The organism is Ureibacillus sp. GCM10028918, from assembly GCF_042666115.1.
Classification (GTDB): Bacteria; Bacillota; Bacilli; order Bacillales_A; family Planococcaceae; genus Ureibacillus.
The window spans coordinates 65,844-91,842 of record NZ_JBHTFK010000038.1 but is presented as its reverse complement, the minus strand read 5'-3'; the positions used below and the strand labels follow the sequence as shown (position 1 = coordinate 91,842).

Annotated in this window: 23 protein-coding genes; 6 read left to right on the top strand and 17 right to left on the bottom strand. The window is 37.4% G+C overall.

Annotated elements, in window-relative coordinates; genetic code table 11:
• Nucleotides 1–135: 135 nt before the first annotated feature.
• The 6 genes from ACFQU5_RS18125 to adh form a co-directional block, all read right to left on the bottom strand.
• Complete coding sequence (locus tag ACFQU5_RS18125) at nt 136–366, bottom strand: hypothetical protein (RefSeq protein ID WP_390291071.1); 231 nt, start codon at nt 364–366, stop codon at nt 136–138.
• A 364-nt stretch (nt 367–730) separates the two neighbouring features.
• Nucleotides 731–1,237: an acyl-CoA thioesterase gene (locus ACFQU5_RS18120; protein WP_390291069.1), complete on the bottom strand. Its 507-nt coding sequence runs from the start codon at nt 1,235–1,237 to the stop codon at nt 731–733.
• An 89-nt stretch (nt 1,238–1,326) separates the two neighbouring features.
• Complete coding sequence (locus ACFQU5_RS18115; protein ID WP_390291066.1) at nt 1,327–2,298, bottom strand: DUF4003 family protein; 972 nt, start codon at nt 2,296–2,298, stop codon at nt 1,327–1,329.
• A 130-nt stretch (nt 2,299–2,428) separates the two neighbouring features.
• Nucleotides 2,429–4,339 carry a copper amine oxidase N-terminal domain-containing protein gene (locus ACFQU5_RS18110; protein ID WP_390291063.1) on the bottom strand — a complete coding sequence of 637 codons (1,911 nt, stop codon included), beginning with the start codon at nt 4,337–4,339 and terminating at the stop codon, nt 2,429–2,431.
• A gap of 166 nt (nt 4,340–4,505) precedes the next feature.
• Nucleotides 4,506–4,859: a DUF779 domain-containing protein gene (locus ACFQU5_RS18105; protein ID WP_390291060.1), complete on the bottom strand. Its 354-nt coding sequence runs from the start codon at nt 4,857–4,859 to the stop codon at nt 4,506–4,508.
• 241 nt (nt 4,860–5,100) lie between these two features.
• On the bottom strand, nt 5,101–6,621 hold the full coding sequence (adh, locus tag ACFQU5_RS18100) for an aldehyde dehydrogenase (protein ID WP_390291083.1): 1,521 nt from the start codon (nt 6,619–6,621) through the stop codon (nt 5,101–5,103).
• 302 nt (nt 6,622–6,923) lie between these two features.
• On the opposite strand from adh, the gene rluF reads away from it, so the two are divergent.
• Complete coding sequence (gene rluF, locus ACFQU5_RS18095) at nt 6,924–7,628, top strand: 23S rRNA pseudouridine(2604) synthase RluF (RefSeq protein WP_390291057.1); 705 nt, start codon at nt 6,924–6,926, stop codon at nt 7,626–7,628.
• A gap of 64 nt (nt 7,629–7,692) precedes the next feature.
• On the opposite strand, the gene ACFQU5_RS18090 is transcribed toward rluF, so the two are convergent.
• The 7 genes from ACFQU5_RS18090 to ACFQU5_RS18060 form a co-directional block, all read right to left on the bottom strand.
• Nucleotides 7,693–8,400 (bottom strand): ABC transporter ATP-binding protein, encoded by a 708-nt coding sequence (locus tag ACFQU5_RS18090; protein WP_390291054.1) that lies wholly within the window; start codon nt 8,398–8,400, stop codon nt 7,693–7,695.
• The gene (locus ACFQU5_RS18085) at nt 8,400–9,179 is read right to left on the bottom strand and encodes an ABC transporter ATP-binding protein (RefSeq protein ID WP_390291051.1); all 780 of its coding nucleotides are present in this window, start codon (nt 9,177–9,179) and stop codon (nt 8,400–8,402) included. Before ACFQU5_RS18085 ends, ACFQU5_RS18090 begins: the two co-directional genes overlap by 1 nt.
• Nucleotides 9,176–10,114, bottom strand: coding sequence for a branched-chain amino acid ABC transporter permease (locus tag ACFQU5_RS18080; protein ID WP_390291048.1), 939 nt, complete (start codon nt 10,112–10,114; stop codon nt 9,176–9,178). The genes ACFQU5_RS18085 and ACFQU5_RS18080 overlap by 4 nt, the downstream gene beginning before the upstream one ends.
• A 12-nt stretch (nt 10,115–10,126) precedes the next feature.
• Complete coding sequence (locus ACFQU5_RS18075; protein WP_390291045.1) at nt 10,127–11,002, bottom strand: branched-chain amino acid ABC transporter permease; 876 nt, start codon at nt 11,000–11,002, stop codon at nt 10,127–10,129.
• 115 nt (nt 11,003–11,117) lie between these two features.
• On the bottom strand, nt 11,118–12,329 hold the full coding sequence (locus ACFQU5_RS18070; protein WP_390291042.1) for an ABC transporter substrate-binding protein: 1,212 nt from the start codon (nt 12,327–12,329) through the stop codon (nt 11,118–11,120).
• Nucleotides 12,330–12,636: 307 nt separating this feature from the next.
• Nucleotides 12,637–13,311, bottom strand: coding sequence for a YdeI/OmpD-associated family protein (locus ACFQU5_RS18065; protein WP_390291039.1), 675 nt, complete (start codon nt 13,309–13,311; stop codon nt 12,637–12,639).
• Nucleotides 13,312–13,344: 33 nt separating this feature from the next.
• Complete coding sequence (locus ACFQU5_RS18060; RefSeq protein ID WP_390291036.1) at nt 13,345–14,562, bottom strand: ATP-binding protein; 1,218 nt, start codon at nt 14,560–14,562, stop codon at nt 13,345–13,347.
• A 152-nt stretch (nt 14,563–14,714) separates the two neighbouring features.
• Between ACFQU5_RS18060 and psiE the strand changes: the two genes are divergently transcribed.
• The 3 genes from psiE (at nt 14,715) to ACFQU5_RS18045 (ending at nt 17,908) form a co-directional block, all read left to right on the top strand.
• Entirely contained in the window at nt 14,715–15,188 is a 474-nt protein-coding gene (psiE, locus tag ACFQU5_RS18055) for a phosphate-starvation-inducible protein PsiE (RefSeq protein ID WP_408063440.1), read from the top strand.
• 135 nt (nt 15,189–15,323) lie between these two features.
• Complete coding sequence (locus ACFQU5_RS18050) at nt 15,324–16,580, top strand: PLL family lectin (protein WP_390291030.1); 1,257 nt, start codon at nt 15,324–15,326, stop codon at nt 16,578–16,580.
• A 203-nt stretch (nt 16,581–16,783) separates the two neighbouring features.
• Nucleotides 16,784–17,908 carry a M20 metallopeptidase family protein gene (locus ACFQU5_RS18045; RefSeq protein ID WP_390291027.1) on the top strand — a complete coding sequence of 375 codons (1,125 nt, stop codon included), beginning with the start codon at nt 16,784–16,786 and terminating at the stop codon, nt 17,906–17,908.
• 55 nt (nt 17,909–17,963) lie between these two features.
• Here ACFQU5_RS18045 and chrA read toward each other — a convergent pair whose 3' ends face one another.
• The 3 genes from chrA to tatC form a co-directional block, all read right to left on the bottom strand.
• Nucleotides 17,964–19,157 (bottom strand): chromate efflux transporter, encoded by a 1,194-nt coding sequence (gene chrA / locus ACFQU5_RS18040; RefSeq protein ID WP_390291024.1) that lies wholly within the window; start codon nt 19,155–19,157, stop codon nt 17,964–17,966.
• A gap of 179 nt (nt 19,158–19,336) precedes the next feature.
• Complete coding sequence (tatA, locus tag ACFQU5_RS18035; protein ID WP_390291080.1) at nt 19,337–19,546, bottom strand: twin-arginine translocase TatA/TatE family subunit; 210 nt, start codon at nt 19,544–19,546, stop codon at nt 19,337–19,339.
• A 30-nt stretch (nt 19,547–19,576) separates the two neighbouring features.
• The gene (gene tatC / locus ACFQU5_RS18030; protein ID WP_390291021.1) at nt 19,577–20,335 is read right to left on the bottom strand and encodes a twin-arginine translocase subunit TatC; all 759 of its coding nucleotides are present in this window, start codon (nt 20,333–20,335) and stop codon (nt 19,577–19,579) included.
• 194 nt (nt 20,336–20,529) lie between these two features.
• Between tatC and bcaP the strand changes: the two genes are divergently transcribed.
• Nucleotides 20,530–21,915, top strand: a complete 1,386-nt coding sequence (bcaP, locus tag ACFQU5_RS18025; protein ID WP_390291019.1) for a branched-chain amino acid transporter BcaP — start codon at nt 20,530–20,532, stop codon at nt 21,913–21,915.
• A gap of 43 nt (nt 21,916–21,958) precedes the next feature.
• On the opposite strand, the gene ACFQU5_RS18020 is transcribed toward bcaP, so the two are convergent.
• The gene (locus tag ACFQU5_RS18020; protein ID WP_390291016.1) at nt 21,959–22,795 is read right to left on the bottom strand and encodes a TetR/AcrR family transcriptional regulator; all 837 of its coding nucleotides are present in this window, start codon (nt 22,793–22,795) and stop codon (nt 21,959–21,961) included.
• A gap of 98 nt (nt 22,796–22,893) precedes the next feature.
• On the opposite strand from ACFQU5_RS18020, the gene ACFQU5_RS18015 reads away from it, so the two are divergent.
• Nucleotides 22,894–25,986, top strand: coding sequence for an efflux RND transporter permease subunit (locus ACFQU5_RS18015; protein WP_390291013.1), 3,093 nt, complete (start codon nt 22,894–22,896; stop codon nt 25,984–25,986).
• The last annotated feature ends 13 nt before the right edge of the window (nt 25,987–25,999 follow it).

Below are 25,999 nucleotides of genomic sequence, written 5' to 3'. Positions count from 1 at the left end.
TCCGCGTCACCACGGACACCCTTGCTCTTGGCTAACCTCTACTTCTGTCTTCGGGGTTCGGGACTCGCACCCTATAGTTCATGTGCATGCCGGGCGCACGAAAAAGCCGCAAGTAATAAGAACTTGCGGACTTGACTATTTTGAAGTTTTTTTCTTCGTATCCACCGGCTTGGGATCTGGCTTTTCTTCTTCATCATGCGGAAATAAAACATAAGCAACAATACCTGAGAAAATCGTCGCTATGACCACCAGCATCACACTATCTCTCGTCGAAACCTCCTGAAAGTAATTCCTTAACATTAAAATCGCCCCAACAGCTACAACTACCATTGATGGAATGACAAATTTAAAACGGCGTTTATCCATTCTCTAACTTCCTTTACTCCATGATATCTAATTCAATTAATAATTCTTTGTTATCCAAACACCTCGTATTTTACATGGGATAAAACTAAAATACAAATTGAGGTACATAGAATCATTCTATAGTAACTTCATATCATTGTAGTATTTAAAAACATATTTCATGTATCATAGATATAAAGTATCATTACTATACAATAGTAGAACGGAAAATATAATGTCTCTTTTCAAAAAGAATCTACAAAAGTTTCCTCTTCTTCAGATTCACTCCTGAATGTTGTTCATGAGTTAACTGAATAAGAAAATCTCTTTTAAAATCAAAAATAACCTTCCCTAATTCATAACGAGTTTGAGAAGGTTCTCTTTTTTATTCCAGGTTTTCTAATAGCTTTCTGCGTTCAATCGTACTTTGCCTTTTGGCTTTTCGCAATTCCCTTCGAGTTGCTCCCGTTTCAAAAAGCTGACGCTCCCGCTCTGTTTCCGGGTAAACTTTCGGAACTTGTATAGGCCTTCCAGACTCATCAACTGCCACCATCGTGACAAAGGATTCCGTAGTAAGCTTGAGTTCACCTGTTTTAATGTTTTGGGCAATCACACGAACGTAAACTTCCATGGAAGAACGTCCTGTAGATGTAACCATGGCTTCCAATTCTAGAATATCCCCCTCATAAGCAGGAGAAATAAAATCCACGGAATCAAAGGAAGCTGTAACTACCTCTGATTTGGCATGCTTCATAGAAGTAATAGCTGCAATCTCATCAATATATGCTAATACTTTTCCGCCAAAAATGGAATGATGGTGATTTGTATCCGGCGGTAATACAAGGTGTGTCTGAAAAGAACGAGAATAACTTATTGGCACTTCATATGTCATTTTGACCCTCCACTATTTCTCTTCGAAGCTACTGTAATTTACACTGTTTTGACTTAAACCTATTGTATCACTGTTATCAGTATCTCACTCTAATTAAAAAAATCGATGACATCGGAAATACCAGATGGAAAAGAAGGACCAAAGTCTAAAACTAATTCAACAAGATCAAATAATTCTAATAGATTGTTTAAAGAAGCAATATCGATTATATCTTGAACTTTAAGTACATCTTGAACAATTTTTTGAATCGCCACAATTAACGCATAGTCCTTCGCATTTTTAAAAATCTTCTCTTTCATCAAATGATTCGTTAAAGAAACGATTTCATCCATTTTCGACTCATCCGTTGCTGCTAAAGCGAGCACCCCCAAATAAGGATAATGGAGTTTCTTCACTTTTACTCCCCGTTCTATTAGTTTCTCCCTAATCTTCACAACATATTGCAACAATACTTTATTGTAGTCTGAACTATAGAGCGTCATGATTTGAGCTAAAGCCTGGAGATGATTGCCTATCGTAAAGTGATTATTTCTTAAGTTACTATAGTAACTCATAATCGTAGCCGCTTGATTCTTTGGCTGCTCATTCGCATTGGTTGTTAAAAAGACAACATAAGGTATATCTTCTTTCGCTGTTAAGATCCGTTGATTGCGGTTCATTTCATCAAACAATCTCTTCGCTCTTTGTGCGTGTTCTAACTGATTTTGCTGTAAAAACAAAGCACCTAAAATACGGTACATCGACTTTTTAAATTTCACCTTTCGTAATGTTGCATCATTCGCTATTATTCTTTGTATTTCCTTGTTCAAATTCTCCTGTCCAAGGAGATGATAGGCGAGTTTATAACTTGTTTTTGATTCTAACTGTACCGGTAAAGTCTTCTCTCCAGTATTTTGAATCTGCTCCAGTATTTTTTCTAAAGCAACACCACTGAATTGTTTCTTATCTAGAGTATATTTACATGCTAGAGAAAGCATTAACTGGCTATCATGGCCGCCAGTGTAATTAAAAATACGATTATAATTATCTATAAGATTCTTTATAAATTGTTCATCGTTCATAAAAATCACTCCCAAATTTTCTACGCTGGACTTGCATAAATAGTTTCAAAAAGAAAAGCCTTTCGCTAGAATATTCTAGCAAAAAGCTCTCTTAGAATGATTTAGTCTATAAACGAAAGGAGATGATCAATTATTCAGTAGCTATATATATAGCTACTGGTAAGTTGCCTCCCCCGGCATGCATTACTTCAAGTGTAATCACTTCAGAATTACCTTCTATTAAATGGCTAGGAAGCTCTATATACTCCGTTCCCGGTCTTAAAGTAGGAATTAAATAAACTTCCCCATTTATTTTAATAGCTCCACTATAAAAACCACCACGCCCTGATAATTTCAATTTAACATTTTGAGGTTGACCAGTTGGGTTATTTATAGGGATATTTACTAAATAATTCACTCCAAAATGTCCAGAGTTACCAATTACTCCGTTAAACTGCTGAATGGCACTTTCTTCACTTAATAAGTGGTCTGTTTTTCCGTTTGAAATACTATATCCTACCTCAGAACTACCAATCGTATAAGTTGGAAATTCTGAAAGAATGACAGAGCTTGACCATACTCCTCTTGGATGTGGTGCTTGAGGATTAATCGGCACTGGATCCGAATGAACAGTAGTTAAATCCTCGCCACTTTTTGAAAGAACCGTTCGAATAATATAGCTGCTCTCATTGCCGCCAACTGGCTGAACGTCTAAATCATGGAGGAATCCAATAATATACGTATTATATAAATCATATGACTCTATTATTTTTGTTTCACCTGGAGCAATCGTAATTCCACTACTAGCGGATTGATTCAGTTTGCCGTTTAATACCTGATTAGCAATTGGCAAGCCGATATCATAATTAATCCAACTGTTCCCACTTATTTTAGATACGCCCTCGGACTTTGTTACTTGTAAACTTGTTGTTGAGGATGTATTTTCAATAGTAATTCCTAGGTCAATATCTTTTCCAAGGGTATTGTGATGCCATCCAAAAACTCGGTGCTCATTCACGGCATTGCTGGATTGTACTACTTGCTGTGATAGTGTAGCTGTTGAGTTCGATATTAAATTTGGAGTTAATGTTTCAGGATTATCACTTACTAATAAAGTACGATTTCCTGTTAAACTAGCACTTGGTGTTAGTTGTGGTACCTTTGTAGAACCATAAGACTTTTCTAGGAACTCACTTGTAAACATATACTCATACAGATAAATGTACATTTCTTTTTGTTTTTCAAGATATCTCAGATTCCCGCCTGATCCAAATGCGTTCACTATGAAATGCACTGGGACATACATTTTATCGGATTGTTTAAACGGTTTTTCGTCTATTACAACGGATTCATTATTTACTTGAACGGTATTGCTTCCATTTGTGAAAACAAAAATCAACCCGGAAACCTGTAATTCAAATTGTTGGTCTGTAATCCATTTTCCTGAGGAATTTTCGAGATTTTCATAGAAATACTCTGCAGGAATATAAGTTCTTCCTAGTCTTGAAAGTATCGGGTCATCCATGATGATGCGTTTATTATTGATATGTAAATAATATGGATCTTTAATTTCTGGCTCTGTTGGTTGTTGGCCATCAAAAGTAATATCAACCCTTTGCGACTTTGAATTCCAGATTACATCTCCGCCAAAATTTTCACTTAAAAATCGTATCGGCACGTAAGTTCTATTCTTATATATAAACGGGGCAACATTTACGGAAACCGTCTTCCCATTTACTTTTGCTCTTTTCGAATTTAGCGTTACATCAACGCTGCTTCCATCTTTCACTGCACTGGCCGTTAGCGTTTTTTTATCCCAACTGACAGTCGCTCCAATTACTTCATAGAAGTCTCTCATTGGTAAAAATAGTGAACCCGACTTGTTTACTATAGGAGCATTAAATGTGACTCTCTTACCGTTAACTACGATTGTTACGTTATTTTTAAGATAGATCCCATTTCCAACATGTTGATTAGCGAATGCTTTCTCATGACTGAACATAAATAGCGACATTGCGACAAGGATTGTTACTATCCCAAATTTTTTCAGATTATTATTCATTGTTTTACCTTATGATCTCCTTTTTTATTTATAATCCTATCATATGTATTTTTAAAAATGGGATTATATTGACAGAAATCGTTCAATTTACCCTTTACCCCCAAAATAAGCAGATTGACTTTTCCATTGAAAAAAGCATTCTTTCAATAGAAAGAATGCTACTTAGCTATCGTAATGAAGTAAGTTCCTCATGGGTAAATGCCCTAGAGCGTGTAAGGAAACGTTTTCCCTCCACACCCTCTAACGAAAACATCCCACCACGACCGTCCACTACATCAATAATTAGCTGTGTATGCTTCCAATAATCAAACTGGTTTTTGTGCATATAGAAATTGGCTCCGCCGATCTCACCAAGTAGAATATCCGCATTCCCAAGGATTAGATCCCCCTCTGGATAACACATAGGTGAAGAACCATCACAGCAACCACCCGATTGATGAAACATAATTGGGCCGTGTTTCTCCTTTAGCCTTTCGATTAACTCAAGTGCTGCATCAGTAGCGGTTACACGCTCAACCACATGATTCCTCCTTTTCTAGGAAAAGTGCAAGCGCCCTGTTTAGCCCCGTGTCGACGAAAATGCCACCTCGTGTGGCAACGTCGATATGATTCCCTTCATGTAAGCCCCAAGCTGCTTTCGGGACCTGACAAATGTACTTGCATCTGTCGCTTGCGCTTTCGATGCAGATAAATACCACACATTGAAGGAGCAGACGCGACCTCGAGGGCTGGGCGCTATAACTGACACATCTTATAAAATATTAGAAGAAGCCAAGTTTGTTAGGACTATAGCTTACAAGCAGGTTTTTCGTTTGTTGATAATGTTCCAGCATCATTTTGTGGTTTTCACGTCCTACCCCAGACATTTTGTATCCGCCAAATGCAGCATGTGCCGGGTATGCGTGGTAGCAGTTCGTCCATACACGACCAGCTTCAATGCCACGACCAAAACGATAAGCTGTATTCATGTCACGTGTCCAAACCCCTGCGCCTAAACCATATAGCGTGTCGTTGGCAATTTCCAACGCTTCTTCTTTTGTTTTAAATGTAGTTACTGCAACAACTGGCCCGAAAATTTCTTCTTGGAAGATGCGCATATTGTTATCGCCTTTAAATACAGTCGGCTGTATATAATAACCTTCTGCAAGGTCGCCTTCTAAAGCATTGCGATCTCCACCGGCCAGCACCTGTGCCCCTTCTTGTTTACCAATATCTAAATAAGATAGGATTTTTTCCATTTGTTCAGAAGAAGCCTGAGCACCCATCATAGTACTAGGATCTAATGGATTACCTGTTTTGATCGCTTCCACGCGCTTTAATGCACGCTCGATAAATTTATCGTAAATCGACTCTTGAATTAATGCACGAGATGGGCAAGTACATACTTCCCCTTGGTTTAGTGCAAATAATACAAAGCCTTCAATTGCTTTATCTAGGAACTCATCATCTGCATCCATAATATCCTCAAAGAAGATGTTTGGTGATTTACCACCTAATTCAAGTGTTACTGGAATAATATTTTGAGATGCATATTGCATGATTAAGCGTCCAGTTGTTGTTTCTCCAGTAAAGGCAATTTTACCGATGCGCGGATTTGATGCAAGCGGTTTTCCAGCCTCTAAGCCAAACCCATTCACAATATTGATAACACCTGGCGGCAATAAATCTTCAATCAACTCCATCAATACTAGAATGGAAGTTGGTGTTTGCTCTGCCGGCTTTAATACAACACAGTTTCCAGCTGCTAATGCCGGAGCTAATTTCCAAACTGCCATTAATAAAGGGAAATTCCAAGGAATGATTTGCCCTACTACACCAATAGGCTCATGGAAATGGTATGCCACCGTATCGTTATCAATTTGGCTTAGTCCGCCTTCTTGTGCACGGATTGCGCCAGCAAAATATCGGAAATGATCAATAGCAAGCGGCAGATCAGCATTTAACGTTTCACGAACTGCTTTCCCATTTTCCCAAGTTTCAGCAACAGCCAGCATTTCTAAATTTTCTTCAATGCGATCAGCTATTTTGTTTAAAATATTAGCGCGTTCTGCAACAGATGTTTGCCCCCAAGCCTCTTTTGCTGCATGTGCCGCATCTAATGCCAACTCAATATCTTCTTCAGTTGAACGAGCAACTTCCGTAAATGCCTTTCCTGTAACAGGTGTCACGTTTTCGAAGTATTGCCCTCTCACAGGTGCTGTCCATTGGCCTCCGATATAATTGTCATACTTATCCTTGAAATTAATTACTGCGCCTTCTGTGTTTGGAAATGCATAAGCCATTGTTAATACTGACATAATGATAGTCTCCCCTTTTCAACTATTAATCTTCCAATACCTTTACACACCGAAGTATCCCATTCTAAAAGGTATTTAGTAATATATATTGTTTTAGGTGCGAAAATATATCTAAAATTCCCATTTTTTAAAGAAAACTTTTCGACAAATACGATAAACTAGTAGAAATAAAATAATGCTCGAAAGAGAATCCACTAGGAATGTTTTTGCCAGTTATCGTCAACAATAGTAGAGCCAATGAAAACGAATATTGTATACTTGATTTACTACATGTTATAGGAGAGTTTATGAGAATTAATAAATTTTTAAGTGAAACGGGTGTTACGTCACGCCGTGGTGCAGATAAATGGATAGAAGACGGTCGAATCACCATTAATGGAGAACCTGCTACAGTAGGTAGTCAGGTAAATGAAGGTGATGTCGTGTGTGTAGATGGCAAGCCTGTAAAAAAGGAAGAAGAACTTGTCTATATAGCCCTAAATAAACCTGTTGGCATAACAAGTACGACCGAAAAACATGTAAAGGGCAATGTAGTCGATTTTGTCGGACATTCTAAACGAATCTTCCATATTGGTCGGCTTGATAAAGAATCCGAAGGGCTATTGCTTTTGACAAATGACGGGGATATTGTCAACGAAATACTGCGTGCGGAAAATCATCATGAAAAAGAATATGTTGTTCAAGTTGATCAACCAATTACAGATCAATTCTTAAAGAAAATGGCTTCAGGTGTAGAGATTTTGGATACAAAAACTTTGCCATGTAAAGTGGAGAAGGTTTCTTCTCATGTATTTAAAATTATTTTGGAGCAAGGATTGAACCGTCAAATTCGACGCATGTGTTCAGCTCTTGGCTACTCTGTAAAAAGACTGCAACGCATTCGAATTATGAACATCCATCTTGGCAATCTAAAAGTAGGTCAGTGGCGAGATTTAACGGTGAAAGAGAAAAACGAGTTATTTACACTATTGAATTATCAGCCGAAGAACTAATTAAAAATCTAGTCCAATTAAATGCAAGCACCAAAAAGGGAAGCCATCATAGCTTCCCTTTCTCTTATAAGCCGCCAAGATAGGCTGCTTTTACTTGTTCACTTTCTTGAAGTTCTTTTGCTGTACCAGAAAGAACAATTTTCCCTGTTTCGATTACATAAGCTCGATTGGCGATAGACAGCGCCATATTAGCATTTTGCTCAACTAGCAACACGGTAGTTCCTTGCTCGTTCACCATTTTAATAATCTCGAAGATTTTCTTTACAATTAATGGAGCCAACCCCATGGATGGTTCATCTAATAATAACAGCTTTGGTTTAGCCATAAGTGCGCGACCCATCGCTAACATTTGTTGCTCCCCACCTGACAATGTACCAGATGGCTGTTTACGACGTTCTCCTAATATCGGGAATAATTCATAGACATTTGCTATATCCGTCTTAATCCCATCTCGATCACTACGTAAATACGCCCCTAGCTCCAAGTTTTCCTCAACGGACATAGTCGAAAATACGCGTCTACCTTCTGGAACGTGTGAAATACCATTTTTCACAATTGCCTGTGCAGGTTTTCCGCCAATTTGTTGTGTTTGATACAAAACTACACCTTTTTTGGGCTTTAATAAACCGGATAATGTTTTTAAAAGCGTTGATTTCCCTGCTCCATTTGCTCCTATTAATGTAACAATTTCACCTTCATTTACTTCCAGGGAGACACCTTTTAATGCATGAATGTTTCCGTAAAATACATCGATGTTATCTACCTTTAGCATTAATCAACAACCTCCTCACCAAGATAGGCTTCAATTACCTTTGGATTGTTTCGAATTTCTTCCGGCGTACCATCAGCAATTAATTGACCATGGTCGAGTACATAAATCCGTTCACAGATTCCCATAACCAAATGCATATCATGCTCGATCAATAAAATCGTTAAATTAAATTCCTTACGAATGAAGGCAATTAACTCCATTAAATCATGCGTCTCTTGAGGATTCATACCAGCAGCTGGTTCATCAAGCAGCAATAACTGCGGTTTCGCTGCCAGAGCACGTGCAATTTCCAAGCGTCTTTGCATTCCGTATGGCAGATTTTTTGCTAATTCATTCTTATAAACATCCAAACCAAAAATCTTTAAGAATTCTATTGATTCCTCTTCCATTTTGGCTTCACCGCTAAAATGACTTGGCAATCGGAAAATCGAAGAGAGTATCGAATGTTTTGCGATATTGTGGTTGGCTACCTTTACATTATCTAAAACCGATAAATCCTTGAATAAACGAATATTCTGGAATGTACGGCTCATCCCAAGCTTTGTCACTTGATACGGCTTAAGCCCTTTTAAATTCTTTCCGCCAAAGGTAATTGTCCCAACGGTTGGTTGGTAAACACCCGTTAACATATTGAATGTCGTTGTCTTCCCCGCACCGTTTGGACCAATCAAACCTACTAATTCCCCTTGGTTTAAGTACATGTTTACATTTTGAACTGCTTTTAGGCCCCCAAATTGAATGCCGACATTTTCTGCTTTTATAAGAAGGTTACTTGTCATATCTTAGTACCTCCCTTTTTTCCAAATTTAAATAATGATGTAATTTCTTTTGAGCCCATTAAACCTGAAGGACGATAAAGCATTACGATAATTAATACCATTGAATAGATAATCATACGAGTTTCTGGGTACGCTGCTAGATAAGAAGAGACAATCGTCAAGAAGATTGCTGCAATAACAGACCCCGAAAGACTTCCTAAACCACCTAGAACGACATAGATTAAAATATCAAAAGATTTCAAGAAGCCAAAAGTTGTTGGTTGAATAATGAAAAAGTTGTGAGCAAAAATTCCACCTGCAAGTCCCGCAAATAATGAACCAATTGCAAAGGCTACAACCTTATAATAAGTAGTATTAATACCCATCGCATCTGATGCTATCTCATCTTCACGAATGGAAATTGCCGCACGACCATGTCTTGAATTTGTAAAATTAGAAATTACCAGTATTGTTATCACAACACCTGCGAAGGCATAAGTCCACGTAGTCATATTAGTGATTACCATCCCTGCAGCCCCACCAACATAATCCACATTTAAGAAGACTATGCGGATGATTTCAGCAAATCCTAGAGTAGCAATCGCCAGGTAGTCCCCTTTAAGACGTAATGTCGGAATTCCTACCAGTAAACCAGCTAAAGCGGCTACACCTGCGCCTATTAATAGTCCTACAGGAAGCGGCAAACCTAATTTCATAGTAGCAATTGCACTAAAATAGGCACCTACCGCCATAAAACCAGCATGTCCGATCGAGAATTGCCCTGTAATCCCGATAATAATATGTAAACTCACAGCAAGCATAATGTTAATACACATTTGCACTAAAATATTTTGATAATATAAATCTAGTATTCCAACTGAGATTAACCCTTGAACGACTGCATAGATTACTAGCGCTAAAACAGAAAATACCCAAAAGGCTTTAGACTTTTTCATTTACCAGCTCACCTACACTTTCTCTCGAGTATTTTTACCGAAGATACCCGATGGTTTCAAGATTAAGATTAAAATTAAAATAACGAATGCGGCTGCATCTCTCCATAAAGAGAAACCTAGTGCACTTACAACGGTCTCTACTACACCTAAAGATAAGCCTCCAACCATCGCCCCAGGAATACTGCCAATACCCCCAAATACAGCTGCAATGAATGCCTTTAGACCAGGTAATACGCCCATCAACGGTTCAATCCTCGTATAGTAAACACCGAAAATAACACCGGCAGCCCCAGCTAATGCAGAACCAATTGCAAATGTTGCAGAAATTGTATTATCTACATTAATCCCCATTAAACGGGCTGCATCCGGATCAAGTGATACCGCACGCATCGCCTTACCAATTTTCGTTTTATGAACAATAAATTGCAGTAAAATCATCAGAACAATAGTAACCGCTAAAATTAAAATTGATATCGAGCTAATACTTACACCTAATATGTTAATTGATGTATTTGGCAACACTTCAGGATATGCTTCGGGTGAAGCACCTCGGAAGAAGATCACTACATTTTCAATTAATAACGAAACCCCAATCGCTGTAATTAAGGCCGCAATACGTGTTGCATTTCGCAATCTTTTATAAGCAACACGCTCGATTACTACCCCAATAATGGCACAAAGTACCATGGCAATAATAAGTGCTGGGAAGAATCCGATTTCCCATCTTGCAATAGCATAAAACCCAATAAATGCCCCTAGCATAAATACGTCACCATGTGCAAAGTTAATCAACTTAATGATTCCGTATACCATCGTATATCCCAATGCAATTAATGCGTAAATACTTCCAAGAGATATACCATTAACTAGTTGTTGTATCCATTCCATGAGCTCTCACTCCTTTTTCTTCAATCTTATTAATAAAATCAATAGAATATTAAAATTGTAAAAAGGGAGGCTAGACTCGCCCCCCTCAATTGTTCCATTTGTTTTAACGCAAATCTTACGGATTAACTTTAGAGTTGAACTTTTGATTACCGTCAACATATTCTAGAACTGTTGCGGATTTTACTGGGTTGTGTTTTTCGTCAACTGAGAATGTACCTGTAATCAAGCTTAAGTTTTCTGTTTCTGCTAGAGCTTTTTGAACTGCTTCTCCATCTGTCGAGCCAGCACGTTCAATCGCATCTTTGATGAAGTAAACTGTGTCATACCCAAGTGCGTGGAAAGCATTTGGCGACTCACTGAATTTTGTATTGAATGCTTCAACAAATCCTTGAATTGTTTCTTCTGGATCTTGTGAAGAGTAGTGATTTGTAATGAATGTATTATTTAGAGCTTCTGCACCTGCAAGTTCTACTAGAGTTGGAGAGTCCCAACCATCAGCTCCCATAAGAGGTGCTTCAATGCCTAATTCACGTGCTTGTTTAACAATTAACCCTACTTCTTCATAGTATCCAGGGATGAAGATGAAATCAGGGTTTGCTGATTTGATACGAGTTAAAGTTGATTTAAAGTCTGTATCATCCGCTACATAAGCTTCTTCAGCTACTACCGTTCCACCATTTGCTTCAATTTGTTCTTTAAATGAAGCCGCTAATCCTTTTGCATAATCAGATGCGTTATCCGCATAGATTGCTACATTTTTTGCTTCAAGTTCATTTGATGCAAAGTTTGCTGCTACAATTCCTTGGAATGGGTCAATGAAGCAAGTACGGAATACAAAATCATTGATTGTCCCATCTTCATTTTCTGTTACGTTTGGAGCAGTTCCAGATGCCGTAACCGTTGGGATTTTGTATTGATTTGCAATTTGAGCAGTTGCGATTGCGTTTCCAGAAGTTGCTGGAGCAATCATCGCAGTAACCTTATCTTGTGTTGCTAATTTAATAGCCGCATTTGTTGCTTCTGCACTTTCAGATTTATTATCAACTTTTACTAATTCAATTTGCTTTCCATCGATACCACCAGCAGCGTTGATTTCTTCAACTGCTAACTCTGCACCATTTGCAATTGATGAACCATATGATGCAACTGCACCTGAAAGTTCCAAGTTAGCGCCGATTTTGATAACATCGCTGCTTTCACTTGCTGAAGAACTTCCACCTTCTGAAGACGTCCCTTCATTAGAGCTGCAACCTGCTAAAGCTCCTACGATTAATGATGATGCTAAAAATACTGATGCGAATCTTTTTAATGTTTTTTTCTCTGTCATTTTTATTTCCCCCCGAAATTTAGTGCCTAGATTCATAAGTTTTAATAATTATAATATTCAGACTAATGAACTTCAATAGGTAATCTAAATATTCTGAAATTATAATCTATAAAAATAGCTCTTTTGTATTAATTGACTTTATTGATTGTAAAACATTCTCTCTATTTAGTCTAGTGTGATTTTTTAGTAAATTTAGATTTTTTATATTTTACGGCTTTTAAAAACAGATTATTATCCATCCTGGATAGTTTTTTTCAAAAGAAAAAACTGACCTGAATCGTAACATCCTTAGGCCAGTTTTATCGTCTTATTTTTTCAGAAGGTATAAATCACGGCTTTTATATCCTTCACTAAGGATATTTTTCATTTCATTGCGGCGTTTTTCTTTTGTTGTTTCCTGTTTTGCACTATAAACAAAGCGTGCCCAATCTTTTCGATAACCCGGAGTTAACGATTGATAGAAGGCTAAAACTTCTGGTACTTCTTGTAGATCTTTCTCGATTTGGGGAATCATTTCTATATAATCATCCACACATTGACTAGCTTTTGTGGATTTTTTATTTGTTGATTTGGATTTAGAATCTTCCTTTAACCCTACCACCGTGAATACATCATCCAAAGCGACCATGCGGGCGAATTTTATCGAACTTCCACCGATATATCCCTCTTCATCTGCGTTTAAACCCGCAAGTAAATCATCTCGGTGAATAAAAGTAGAATAGATTTTATTCCCTTTTTTGGGATAAGCCAAATAGATATAGCCCTTCTGATTTAAAAAACTTTCCTTAATAATTTCTTGTACAATTGATTGTAAAGACTCCATATCTAAAACAAAAGCAAAGATTAAATCATAGGATTTAGTATCAACTAGTTCCGTATCATAATCCGGTAAGTCATTAAAGTATGCAGAATCAGCTGGAACTTGTAGCAAGGCAATCTCTTTATATTTCTGCAACTTTAGCTTTTCAACAATACTTGGCACTTTTTAGTCTCCTAAAAGTTGTTGTCTCCGCTATCAAGAACAGACAGAAGGGAAACGAATAATAACGGTTGTTCCATTTCCTTTTGAACTTATATACTGAATTGATCCATTATATTTTTCTACAATATTATTACAAATCATAACTCCTAGACCAGTACCTTTATTCTTTAATGAATAAAACGGTTTTCCCAGTAATTCGAGTTCTTCTTCCGACATCCCGATTCCTCTATCTTGCACCTTTATTTCAACATAATCCTCGTTTGTTTTTCTTGCTGTAACGACGATTGCTCCTCCAACGCTTGAAGCTTCAATCGCATTTTTCACTACATTCACTAGTAATTGATGCAGCTCCATTTTATTTATTTCAATATAGCTATCAGACTCTATTGCCACTTCAATTTTGTTTTGATTTAGAATGCCATAGGATTGAAGCAATTCTGCTACACTGTTTATCGATTTTTGAATATCTACTCTCTCTGTTTTGAGATTTTTTGTTGGTTGCGACAAAGATAATAATTCTGAAATCACCTGCTCCGCGCTATCTAGTTCTTCTATTAATAGAGGCAGACTTTGCTTCATAGAATTACTTACTGATTTATCTTGCTCGTAAAGCTGTAAATACCCCTTAACGACTGTTAAAGGATTACGGATTTCATGGGCTACTGCGGCGGCCAGCTCTCCCGTTGTTTTCAATCGTTCTGCGTGTTTTATTTGTTCATAATAAAGCTTCATTTTCGCTATACGCTCGGATGTGTAGTAAAAAATGAAATATAAAAATATCTGGCTTCCAATAAAAGTGATTATATTCCCTGCAGTATCGCTTGTTACATTGGGATAAAGACTTTCTTGCCCACTACTAATGATGTAAGTAATTGCGCCTATAATTAATACTTGATTCAGAATTATAGACGTATAAAACAACCTTTTATCAAAGAATATAATGGATATAGTCGGTATAAAGTAGATCAATAAAATGGTTGACCCTGTTTCGGGATATACTAAAAATAATGTATAAAAAAGTAAAGTTGCTACTAGGACAATTAACCACCGCAGAATGCTTGATCGATATTTGGGATAGATTAATAAGCAAGCTGAAAATAAAACTACAAACATTAGATGGAGATAGTATCCAATATGCCCTTCTCCATGAAGTGGATTCTTATAGAATAATCCCGAAACCATAATGACAATCAATAGATAGATAATCATGTAATATCTTTTTGCATATAATGTTGTTACAATTTTCTCCATAAATTTCCCATTCTTACCCTTCTTTTATCCTTACTCTAATTAACCCTCTTATTACCTAATAATTGTACCTTTTAACAATATTTACTACAAATAAATTTTATCTATCATCAAGAAGCATGTTCCTTCATATCATAAAATTCATTAGTGAAAAAATGATTGCAAGGAGGCATGGTACGGTGAATAAGGTGGAATGGAAAATATCCTTAAAGTTATTCCCCACTGTTTTACAATGGTTTTTGAATAGTTGTCTAATCATGTTAGCTTTCATTTTATCATTCCTTCTACTTAAAGAAATACTGGAATTTTTCAAGATACTCTTAATAGGCAATAGTAACGATTATACTCTTATCCTTGCTAATATTCTCCTCTTTTTCCTATATTTTGAGTTTATAACGATGATTGTAAAATACTTTAAAGACGACTATCATTTCCCTCTCAGATACTTTCTATATATCGGTATTACTGCTATGGTGCGGTTAATTATCGTTGACCATGAGCATCCCCTGGACACATTAATTTTTACACTCGTTATTTTAATTTTAATCATTTGTTATTTCATCATTAATATTACTCCCCTTGAAAGACCCAAACGTTCCCAGCTTTTTAGCAAAAATGAAGAAAACTAAAATTTATATGAAGCTTTTCCTGCCTAAGCATTCTGCGTTTACTTATGAAGGTATTTCTATAAACCGAACAATCCCCGTTCCCACATTTTTCAAGTAGTGCATAGACTAAAGGAAAAACGGAGGATTTTTAGACCTATGTATAATGGCTATCCATATTATTACGTGCAATATGTTCCAATGAACCCGCATACCCCTTTTATTCCGGTACAAACCCAATACGTACAAAATAACCCCCAACAAAAACCTAGTGTTCAGCAGCTTATGCAAACGATTCGCAGTCAGCATAGTAATTTATATACTCAATTAGAGCGGGCTGGAGTAAACCGACAATTGATTGAAACATTGTTTTTTTATGTGGTGAACTTTACAAGAAACCAAGCGAATATTAATCAGTCTGCTAGACAAATATATTCAGAGTTCCAGAGGGAAACTCCCTGGTTTAACACCTTGGTTCGTTCTTTGAATATTCCATTAAACACTATGGATCGAGTTTTAACAAGAGTTATTGAAATTACCTTAAACATCCTTAGAGGCAGTCAACCGACTCCTGGACCTGGCCCTGCACCAGGTCCAACTCCCGGTCAAGGTTGGGCTGATTGGGAAAGTCTTGGCGGCACAATCGTAGGGGCACCAACCGCTTCATCTTGGAGCACGAATCGCTTAGATGTATTTGCTCGAGGAACAGATAATGCACTATACCATATTTGGTGGGACGGTAGCCGATGGAGTGACTGGGAAAGCCTTGGCGGTGTTTTAACTTCTCCCCCTGGAGCGGTTTCTTGGGGCCCAAATCGCATCGATGTTTTTGTTCGTGGAACGGATAATGCACTTTATCATAAATGGTGGGACGGTAGCCGATGGAGTGACTGGGAAAATCTAGGGGGCACATTAACAAGCGGTCCTGCAACTTCCTCACGCCGTACCAACCAATTAGATGTCTTTGTGAGAGGATCTGGAAATCGGCTTTATAAGAAAACATGGAACGGGGCTAGTTGGGAAGAATGGGAAGACCTTGGCGGCAACCTAAACTCCGAACCCGCAGCAATTTCCTGGGGCCCTAACCGAATTGATGTTTTTGCAAGAGGACAAAACAACGAATTAATACACAAATGGTGGAGTGGTAACAACTGGAGTGATTGGGAGAGCCTTGGTGGCACATTAACAAGTGCTCCAACAGTTTCATCCCGCCGTGCAAATCATCTTGATGTCTTTGTAAGAGGAACTGGAAACCGTTTATATAAACGCTCTTGGATTGGGTCTAGATGGGATAGCTGGGAATCCATTGGTGGTAATATAACAAGTGCTCCTGCAGCGGTTTCATGGGGCCCTAATCGAACAGATGTCTTTGCAAAGGGGCAAAACAATGATTTGATTCATACGTATCAAGGATGATAATGTCAAAACGTGTAGCACTGGCTACACGTTTTTTGTCCTATTTAAGTTTAATTATTTAATCTACTCTGTTTTAGTAATATAATAAAATAAAAGGTACTCTTCTGAATTTTCTATTAATATAATGTAATATCTTGGAATTGGGAATTTTGACTTCGATAAATAAGCAACACATTCGAACCTTTGTAAAAGGAGAGATTTTAATGGAAAAGGAAAATCTGCAATTAGTTACCGACTTACGACATGAATTACATACACATCCAGAACTATCCTATGAGGAAGTTTGGACGAGACAACGATTAATCAACTTCTTGAAAGAACACACAAACAATCTTGAAATAGTAGATGAAGGAAAAAAATACTTTTATGCTGCTTATCGAGCAGGTGAAGGAAAAAAGAATATCGCCTTTCGTGCGGATTTTGATGCGCTACCTATCCCCGAGACAATTGACCTTCCCTGGGGATCAACTATTCCTGGTGTTGCCCATAAATGCGGGCATGACGGGCATTCTTCCTCATTAGCTGGTTTTGCGCTTGAGATCGATCAAAAAGGGGCTGATCAAAACATCTTCTTCCTTTTCCAGCATGCTGAAGAAACAGCACAGGGTGCCATTGAAGCACAGGAAATTCTGCAAAAGGAAAATATTGATGAAATTTACGGTTTCCATAATATGCCCGGAATTCCATTAAAAACAGTAAGTATTATTGATGGTACTGCCCATTTTGCATCCCGTGGCATGTCCATTGAAATGGTTGGCACCCCTTCCCATGCCAGTGAGCCGGAAAAAGGGATCAATCCTTCGTATGCCATTGCAAAAATCATTGAAGCAATACCCGAATTTACCTCTCCAAAAGATAATGAAGGTCTCATCCTTTGCACAGTTATTCAAATCGATGTCGGTTCTGAAAACTATGGCATTGCAGCTCATAGTGGGGCTTTAAAAATGACGATTCGCGCTGAAATGGAAACAGAATTGGATCGGTTACAAACCAATCTTGAAAACTTAAGCAGACAGTTAAGCGAACAACAAGGCATTCATGTAAGTTTCAATTACAATGATATTTTCCCGGAAACAGTTAACACAAAAGAATGCTCAGATATTGTGAGAAAGGTTTGTCATGAAAAAGGCTTGGCATGGCAAGAACACCCTAAAGCCTACCGTGCTTCAGAAGATTTTGGTGAATATTTAAAACAAGTAAAGGGTTCTTATTTCTATGTAGGAAGTGGAGAGGATCATCCGGGACTTCACACACTCTATTACGACTTTCCGGACGAAATTATCGAAACCGTCGTAGAAGTATATAAAGGAATTGCTGGAACAAAATAGAAAAGAGGATAAAAAGTCCGTTTCTAAAGGGAACTTCCCTATGAAACGGACTTTTTTATAATAGATTTAATAGGGTTCCACCGACAACGCCTGTAACCACAACGATCCATGGAGCCATCTTCCAATACGTAAGCATACTAAATAAAACAACCGCAAAAACAAAATCAATCGGGTCAATTATGGCAGAGGTAAAAATCGGATCATAAAGAGCTGAGATAAGAATTCCTACTACAGCTGCATTCATACCCATGAATACCCCTTTCATTTTTCCATTTCGACGCAGAGCATTCCAGAATGGCAATGTTCCAAAAACTAATAAAAATGCTGGTAAAAAGATTGCCACCGTTGCTAGAATTCCTCCTAGCCAACCATCCATAACGGCACCTATATACGCTGCAAAAGTAAACATTGGACCCGGTACTGCTTGTGTTGCTCCGTACCCAGCTAAAAAGGCTTCTTCACTTATGAATCCCGTTGGTACAAACTCCCGCTCCAATAAAGGAAGCACCACGTGTCCACCGCCAAATACAAGTGCCCCTGCGCGATAGAAACTATCAAACATCTCCACTAAACGCGAAGTAGTAATCTCCCTTAGTAATGGGAGAATAATTAAGAGACCAAAAAATAACGTAATGCAGAGGACCCCTAATTTTTTTGTAATCGGGAATGTGAAGGTAGAAGTCTCTCCTTCATTGAATTGTCTAAAAAAGAAGTAACCCATTACTCCGGCAAGCAAGATAATGCCAACTTGAGCAAAAGCTGTTTGCCATAACAGTACTACTGCCATTGCCATAATTGCAATTGCCTTTCGCGACAAATCAGGCGTTAAATTTTTAGCCATTCCTAAAATTGCATGAGCTACTACCGCTACTGCCACAATTTTCAGCCCATGTATCCAGCCAGCATCACTCACGTCTAAACCTTGTATTAGCAATGCAAAAATAATTAATGCAAAGACAGAGGGGATGGTAAATCCTAAAAAAGAAATTATACCACCCAGGACACCACCTCGCATTACACCTATTCCAATCCCAACCTGACTGCTAGCTGGACCAGGCAAGAACTGACATAAAGCAACTAGCTCTGCATAGGTTTTTTCATCTAGCCATTTTTTCCTTCGAATATACTCTTCATGGAAATATCCTAAGTGAGCTGTTGGTCCACCAAAGGAAGTAAAGCCTAATTTGGTTGATACTTTTAATATTTCAAGTAAAGTTTTTAATGAAGTTGACCTTTTATCTGAATTCATAATAGATATTCTTATGCTCCTCTCTTTCATAACATCTTATCAAAAGAGAAATCACTATTTAGCCAACTGAGTAATTCTTTACAAAATTTTAAAATATATATGAATAATGATTCACAGTTTTTCTGTTCCAATAAAAAGAAGAAAAATCAAATTTCAATGACTTCTCTTCTTAAGCAGCATTAAATTTTTTTTACTTTATCTGTTTCTGTTACTTCCTCTATTTTTAAATCCTCTGTTACATCATCCATTACACCCTTAGTTGATGTTTTAAACTCTCTAAGAGTATCACCAACCGCTCTACCTAATTGCGGTAATTTTGATGGTCCAAAAATAATTAACGCCAAGACTAGAATAATAATTAAACCTGGCACGCCAATACTTGCCATAATATTGCCCTCCTTTTTCCTTCCGATTTTTCTTTAAGTTAATTCACCATTATCGGTGTATGATTGTTCCCTTTCGATCCTCTTTTTTTCTGCCCAGCTAGAAACACCGATACTGATTTCAAACAATAGTAACAGCGGAACAATGATCACAACATCTGAAATAAAATCCGGTGGAGAAATTGAAACGCCCACAATGATTAAGATAAAATAGGCTACCTTTCGCATTTTGCGCAACTTATTTGGTGTGACAACTCCTATGTTCGTTAAAAATAGAATAACTACTGGCAGTTCAAAAACAAGACCCACTGGAATAGTTAGGTTAAAGAGCAATGAAAAATATTGCTGTATTCCATAGGTTTCAATAGCACCAATTGATACATTTACGTTAGATAGGAAATTCAGCATCAAAGGAAATAATATAAAATAGCTAAAACTAATTCCAATTAAAAATAACAGAAAAGATATAGGAATATAAAAAATTGTTCCCTTTGCTTCCCTCTCACTTAATCCCGGCTTCACAAATAACCAAATCTGCCATAATGCAATAGGAAGAGTAATCAGAATCGCTAAGATGAGTGCACATTTTACATAAATCATTAACCCATCTGTGTACCCAAAGAGATTCCAATCAACTCCTTGTGCAGAAGGTTGATCTTTAATAAGGTTTAAAGTCTTTGGAGCAAACCAAAATCCAACGAGTAGAGAAAGTACTAATGTAATAGCAACGATAATGACCCTTTTCCTTAATTCCTCTAAATGTTCAACGAGCGTTAATTCATTTTCTTGTTTCACTTTTATCACCTTAATTTCTAATAAGCCCTATTTTTTTATATTGTCTGCAGAAAATCAAAAGTTATTCTAAATTAAATTGTTATAAAATATATATATTTTCGAGCAAATTCGTCAAAATATTTAATAATTATTTGACCGATATAGGGAATCATAGTAATATTTCTCTCATAATTCAAAAAGAATAGGTGTTAAATTTGTCGAAGTTATTTAGGAAAAAACAGATTGGTGATTTATTGCAAAAGAAAGATGGTGTTCAACTTAAACAAACGTTAGGAGCGTTTGATTTAGTCATGCTTGGTGTAGGAGCTATTGTGGGAACGGGGATTTTCATTCTTCCGGGTACGGTCGCTGCAACACATTCTGGGCCAGCTATTGTCTTTTCTTTTATTATTGCTGCATTCGTTTGTGCTTTAGCTGGAATGTGTTATTCTGAGTTCTCTACTGCTATACCCGTTACCGGTAGTGCCTATACATATGGATATATTGTATTTGGTGAGATCATTGCATGGCTTGTAGGTTGGGCACTGGTACTAGAATATGGTTTGGCCGCTGCCTCAGTTGCAACAGGTTGGTCATCCTATTTAGTTTCATTATTAGAGGGGCTTAATATTACGATTCCTCAAATTATATCGGGGCCATTTAATCCTTCAGGTGGTACATATATTAACTTACCCGCAGTCCTGATCGTTTTAGCTATATCTTATTTACTCTCTCGCGGGATGCAAGAATCCGCGAAAATCAATAAAATAATGGTTTTTGTTAAAGTCGGAGTCATTCTTCTCTTTATCGTTGTTGGGGTATTCTATGTAAAGCCTGACAATTGGCAGCCTTTTATGCCTTTTGGCTTTGATGGCGTATTAGCTGGTGCTGCATTGGTATTCTTTGCTTTCTTGGGATTTGATGCAGTCTCTTCTGCTGCAGAGGAAGTGAAAAACCCTCAGAGAAACTTGCCTATTGGCATTATTGGCTCATTACTAGTCTGTTCGTTGCTTTATATCACAGTTTCTCTAGTGATGACGGGTATTGCTCCTTATACCGACTTAAATGTGAGTAATCCCGTGAGCTTTGTAATTCAGCTGGTTGGCCAGGACTGGATCGCGGGTGTCATTTCATTAGGGGCAGTAACTGGGATGATGACTGTTATTCTGGTCATGTTATATGGAGGTTCTCGACTTCTTTTTGCTATCGCACGTGACGGGCTACTTCCAAAAACTCTGTATAAAGTTAATCCCAAGAACCAAACTCCCGTTACAAATACTTGGATTTTCGGAATCATTGTAGCCATTTGTGCCGGTGTCATTCCATTAAATAGACTGGCTGAATTAGTTAATATGGGTACATTACTTGCCTTTATGATTGTTTCCATCGGTGTAATCTACTTAAGAAAAAACAAAGATATTCCATCAGGCGGCTTTAAAGTACCGTTTTTCCCGGTGCTTCCAATCCTATCATTCTTTGCTTGTCTATTTTTAATTACACAATTATCAATTCATACATGGATTGCTTGTGGTATTTGGTTCGTAGTCGGCATTATTTTCTACCTAACCTACGGACGAAAACATAGTAAATTAAATCATTAAACAAAAAAAGTGAGTTCCTTTCAACAAAGGACTCACTTTTTCTTTATTCATCGTTTTGCAAATGTTTTTGGTAAAGATAAGCACACCACTTACAATGTTCGTTCTCTTTTATATTCTTCAATAACCCTTCTACAAGGACCCTACTTAACGTGGGCTTATGTAAATGGTCCTTTAACAATTGTAAAGATTCACCAATTAGTTCATCATCACTGACTTCCTGCTGTATAGTATTTATTAGTTCAATTAACTGTTCTTTCGAATAATTTGGCGTTTGATTTATATACGATAAATACTCTGGCGTAACGAATTGAATTGTTGCTCGTTCAGCAATAATCGTTACTTTTTCAACAATCGATCGACATAACAGATTTAAATCCACTTTATAATTATCAATCAAAAACAGTTCCGAATAGCTTTTTATTAAACCGTTTATGGTAAATACTAAATCAAGATACATATTAGGATTATTATGAACAAACTGCCTTTTAACAATGGATAAAATAATCTTATTGAACATGTTCATGTAATTATGCATTCTTTGAAAAAGATCCTTATTATAGGTCAGAACTTGTTCTGACAAAAAAAACTTAGCAAAGTTTGATTGTTGTTGTAACTCCCCTAGTGAAATATATATAAAGTTGTACAACAGCTCTTCACGTGGTTTTTCCCCACTGACCGCTTGTTCAAGATCATTGAGAATACTAGTCATAAACTGGTCAATTAAACTATTGATCAGTTCATCCTTCGATTTGAAATATAAATAGAAAGCACCTTTTGATATCCCACATCGCTCTGTTATTTGTTGCACTGATGTTGCTTCGAACCCGTTTTCAGCGAATAATTCTAGTGATTTCTCCATAATGAGTTGTCTCTTAACCAATTAAAACACCCCTACTCTTTCATTTGACAACTGACCAATTAGTCATTAGTATAAATAAATGTAAAATAGGAGTCAAATATTTAAGGGCAGGTGTAAAAGTGAAAGGTTTAGTAAATTTTGTACTGAAAAATAAACTGGCTGTATGGTTGCTAACAATCATTATTACTGTATCAGGGATTTATTCTGCTGCAAGAATGAAAATGGAATCCATTCCTGACATTTCAATTCCTTACTTAATTGTTATGGGCGTCTACCCGGGTGCTACTCCAGAACAGGTAATGAATGAATTATCTATACCGATGGAAAAAGCTGTCGAGGGATTGGAAGACGTTAATGCCGTTTACTCCAGTTCTTCATCAAACGTCTCTCAAATTCAGGTTGAGTATGAGTATGGCGTTGATATGGATGAGAAAAAACGTCAACTAGAATCCGCGCTTGATGGCGTTACTTTACCGGAAGAAGTAGAAACACCTACTATTATGGCAATTAGCATGAATATGATGCCGGTTGTTGCACTATCAGTTAGTAGTACTGAAGAAGATATTGTTGATTTAACCTCAACAGTTGAAGATATCCTACTTCCAAAAATCGAAAAAATTGATGGTGTTGCCTCTGCTACCATTACGGGACAACACATTGAAGAAGTGGAATTTACATTTGATGATGCGAAAATGGCATCGCTTGGCCTTACAGAAGATACTGTAAAGCAAATGGTTCAAGCTAGTGATATGGCTTTATCATTAGGTCTTTATGAGTTTGTTGAAGGGGAAGAAGCAGTCTCGGTAGATGGAGATATCCAAACAGTAGATCAGTTAAATGAAATGCTAATCCCAGTAACACCATCTGCAGAAAACCCATCACCATTTGTCAAACTTGGTGATATTGCGAAAATCGAAACAGTTGGTAAAGTTCAATCCGTTTCACGTACCAACGGCAAAGACGCAATTGCAATCCAGATTGTAAAAGGTCAAGAAGCAAACACTGTAACTGTCGTAAATGCAGTGAAAGAATTAATTAAAGAAGAAGAAGAAAATATCGATGGCTTAGTTGTCGATATCTCTCTAGACCAAGGTAAACCAATCGAGGATTCCGTTTTCTCAATGGTTGAAAAAGCAATATTTGGTGGTTTAATCGCGGTATTAATCATTCTACTATTCTTGCGCGACTTTAAATCTACTATTATTTCAATCATCTCTATTCCAGTTTCAATCTTTATGGCTTTATTGCTATTAAACTGGTTAGATATTACGTTAAACATTATGACATTAGGTGCCATTACGGTTGCGATTGGTCGTGTTATCGATGACTCGATCGTAGTAGTAGAAAACATTTATCGTCGTATGCACTTAAAAGAAGAAAAACTTCGCGGGCGCGCCTTAATTCGTGAAGCAACAATCGAAATGTTTAAACCAATCCTATCTTCAACATTAGTAACAGTTGCTGTATTTGCACCGCTTCTATTTGTAGGTGGTATGGTTGGTGAGCTGTTCATGCCGTTTGCTTTAACAATGGCATTTGCACTAGGTGCTTCATTACTTGTTGCGATTACTATCGTACCAGCACTTTCTCACTTCTTATTCCGTAAAAAGCTTTATGGTGAGAAATCAGGGAAAGCCCATAAAGAAGTGGGTAAACTTGCATTATGGTATAAAGGTGTTCTAGAAAAATCATTAAATCATAAATGGATTACATCAATCATAGCAATTGTCATCTTAGCTGGTTCACTTGCCCTTACTCCTTTAATTGGATTTAGTTTCATGGGTTCTGCAGAAGAGAAGGTTATGTATTTAACTTATACTCCTAAAGCAGGCGAGTTAGCTGAAGACACACAAGCAAATATTGAAGAAGTAGAACAAGAGTTAATGAAACGTGAAGATATTGATGTCCTTCAATTATCCATCACGGATGAATCCAATACAGATCCATCTGCAATGATGATGGGTGGTGGCGGAGGCGGTGCATTAATGTACCTGATCTTTGACCCGGATATGAAGAATTTCCCTGAAGTAAGAGAAGATATTGAAGAATATGTATTCAACATTGGTCAATCTGGCGAATGGAAATCACAAAACTTTAGTTCGATGTCAATGTCATCAAATGAAGTAAGTTACACACTTTACAGCGAAGATTTAGATGATTTAATGACAGCTGTTGACCAAGTGGAAACTGCTCTGGGTGAAATTGAGGGTCTTGAAGATATTACATCCGATGCAGAAGATCCATATGTTGAGAATGTCTTTAAAGTATCTCAAGAGCACGTCCTTCAATATGGCTTAACAACTGGTCAAATTGTAATGGCTCTATCAAATACAGGGTCTGATGAAGTGTTAACAACTGTTGAAAATGATGGAGATGAACTCGAAGTTATTATTCAGCGTGAAGCAAAAGCTGCTCCAGAATCAGTGGATGATTTATTAGACACTGAAATTCCTACAGCAGTTGGTACTACTATGCCATTGTCTGAATTAGTAGAAGTAGAAGAAGGAACAACATTAAATACTCTATCTCGTTCTGCTGGTGAATACTATGCGACAGTTTCAGGAACAATCATTGGTGACGATATTTCTGTAGCAACTGGTGAAGCAGATGAAAAAATTCAAGATCTTGATTTACCAAAAGGTGTAACAAGCGGAGTTGCAGGTGTGGCAGCAGATATGACTGAAACGTTTACACAATTAGGCGTTGCAATGCTTGCTGCGATCCTAATCGTATACTTCATCCTTGTTGTTACATTTGGTGAAGGGTTGGCGCCATTTGCAATTCTATTCTCCTTACCGTTTACAGTAATTGGTGCGTTTGTTGGTTTATTCGTTACAAGCCATACAATTTCTGTTCAAGTAATGATGGGACTATTAATGTTAATAGGTATAGTTGTAACCAACGCGATTGTATTAGTTGACCGTATTATTCATATGGAACGCGAAGGAATGGCGATGCGTGAAGCGATCCTAGAAGCTGGCGCTACCCGTTTACGTCCGATCTTAATGACTGCTATAGCAACAATCGGTGCAATGATGCCAATGGCTCTTGGTGTTGGCGGCGGTGGCGGTCTAATGTCCGCTGACCTGGCTATCACAGTAATTGGTGGTCTATTAAGTTCTACATTATTAACATTAGTAATCGTTCCGATTGTTTACGAACTACTTTCTAAAATGTTAAAGAAAAATCGTAAAGATATTGAAGAGGATTAACACAGAAGCGTAA

What these genes read in the sequence shown, in the direction of transcription:
- adh (WP_390291083.1), bottom strand. Translation starts at nt 6,621, where the DNA reads ATGGCTTATGCATTTCCAAACACAGAAGGCGCAGTAATTAATTTCAAG.
- ACFQU5_RS18075 (WP_390291045.1), bottom strand. Translation starts at nt 11,002, where the DNA reads ATGGAATGGATACAACAACTAGTTAATGGTATATCTCTTGGAAGTATT.
- ACFQU5_RS18085 (WP_390291051.1), bottom strand. Translation starts at nt 9,179, where the DNA reads ATGACAAGTAACCTTCTTATAAAAGCAGAAAATGTCGGCATTCAATTT.
- ACFQU5_RS18070 (WP_390291042.1), bottom strand. Translation starts at nt 12,329, where the DNA reads ATGACAGAGAAAAAAACATTAAAAAGATTCGCATCAGTATTTTTAGCA.
- ACFQU5_RS18120 (WP_390291069.1), bottom strand. Translation starts at nt 1,237, where the DNA reads ATGACATATGAAGTGCCAATAAGTTATTCTCGTTCTTTTCAGACACAC.
- ACFQU5_RS18050 (WP_390291030.1), top strand. Translation starts at nt 15,324, where the DNA reads ATGTATAATGGCTATCCATATTATTACGTGCAATATGTTCCAATGAAC.
- ACFQU5_RS18110 (WP_390291063.1), bottom strand. Translation starts at nt 4,339, where the DNA reads ATGAATAATAATCTGAAAAAATTTGGGATAGTAACAATCCTTGTCGCA.
- ACFQU5_RS18090 (WP_390291054.1), bottom strand. Translation starts at nt 8,400, where the DNA reads ATGCTAAAGGTAGATAACATCGATGTATTTTACGGAAACATTCATGCA.
- psiE (WP_408063440.1), top strand. Translation starts at nt 14,715, where the DNA reads ATGATTGCAAGGAGGCATGGTACGGTGAATAAGGTGGAATGGAAAATA.
- ACFQU5_RS18045 (WP_390291027.1), top strand. Translation starts at nt 16,784, where the DNA reads ATGGAAAAGGAAAATCTGCAATTAGTTACCGACTTACGACATGAATTA.
- ACFQU5_RS18060 (WP_390291036.1), bottom strand. Translation starts at nt 14,562, where the DNA reads ATGGAGAAAATTGTAACAACATTATATGCAAAAAGATATTACATGATT.
- ACFQU5_RS18115 (WP_390291066.1), bottom strand. Translation starts at nt 2,298, where the DNA reads ATGAACGATGAACAATTTATAAAGAATCTTATAGATAATTATAATCGT.
- ACFQU5_RS18125 (WP_390291071.1), bottom strand. Translation starts at nt 366, where the DNA reads ATGGATAAACGCCGTTTTAAATTTGTCATTCCATCAATGGTAGTTGTA.
- chrA (WP_390291024.1), bottom strand. Translation starts at nt 19,157, where the DNA reads ATGAATTCAGATAAAAGGTCAACTTCATTAAAAACTTTACTTGAAATA.
- ACFQU5_RS18080 (WP_390291048.1), bottom strand. Translation starts at nt 10,114, where the DNA reads ATGAAAAAGTCTAAAGCCTTTTGGGTATTTTCTGTTTTAGCGCTAGTA.
- rluF (WP_390291057.1), top strand. Translation starts at nt 6,924, where the DNA reads ATGAGAATTAATAAATTTTTAAGTGAAACGGGTGTTACGTCACGCCGT.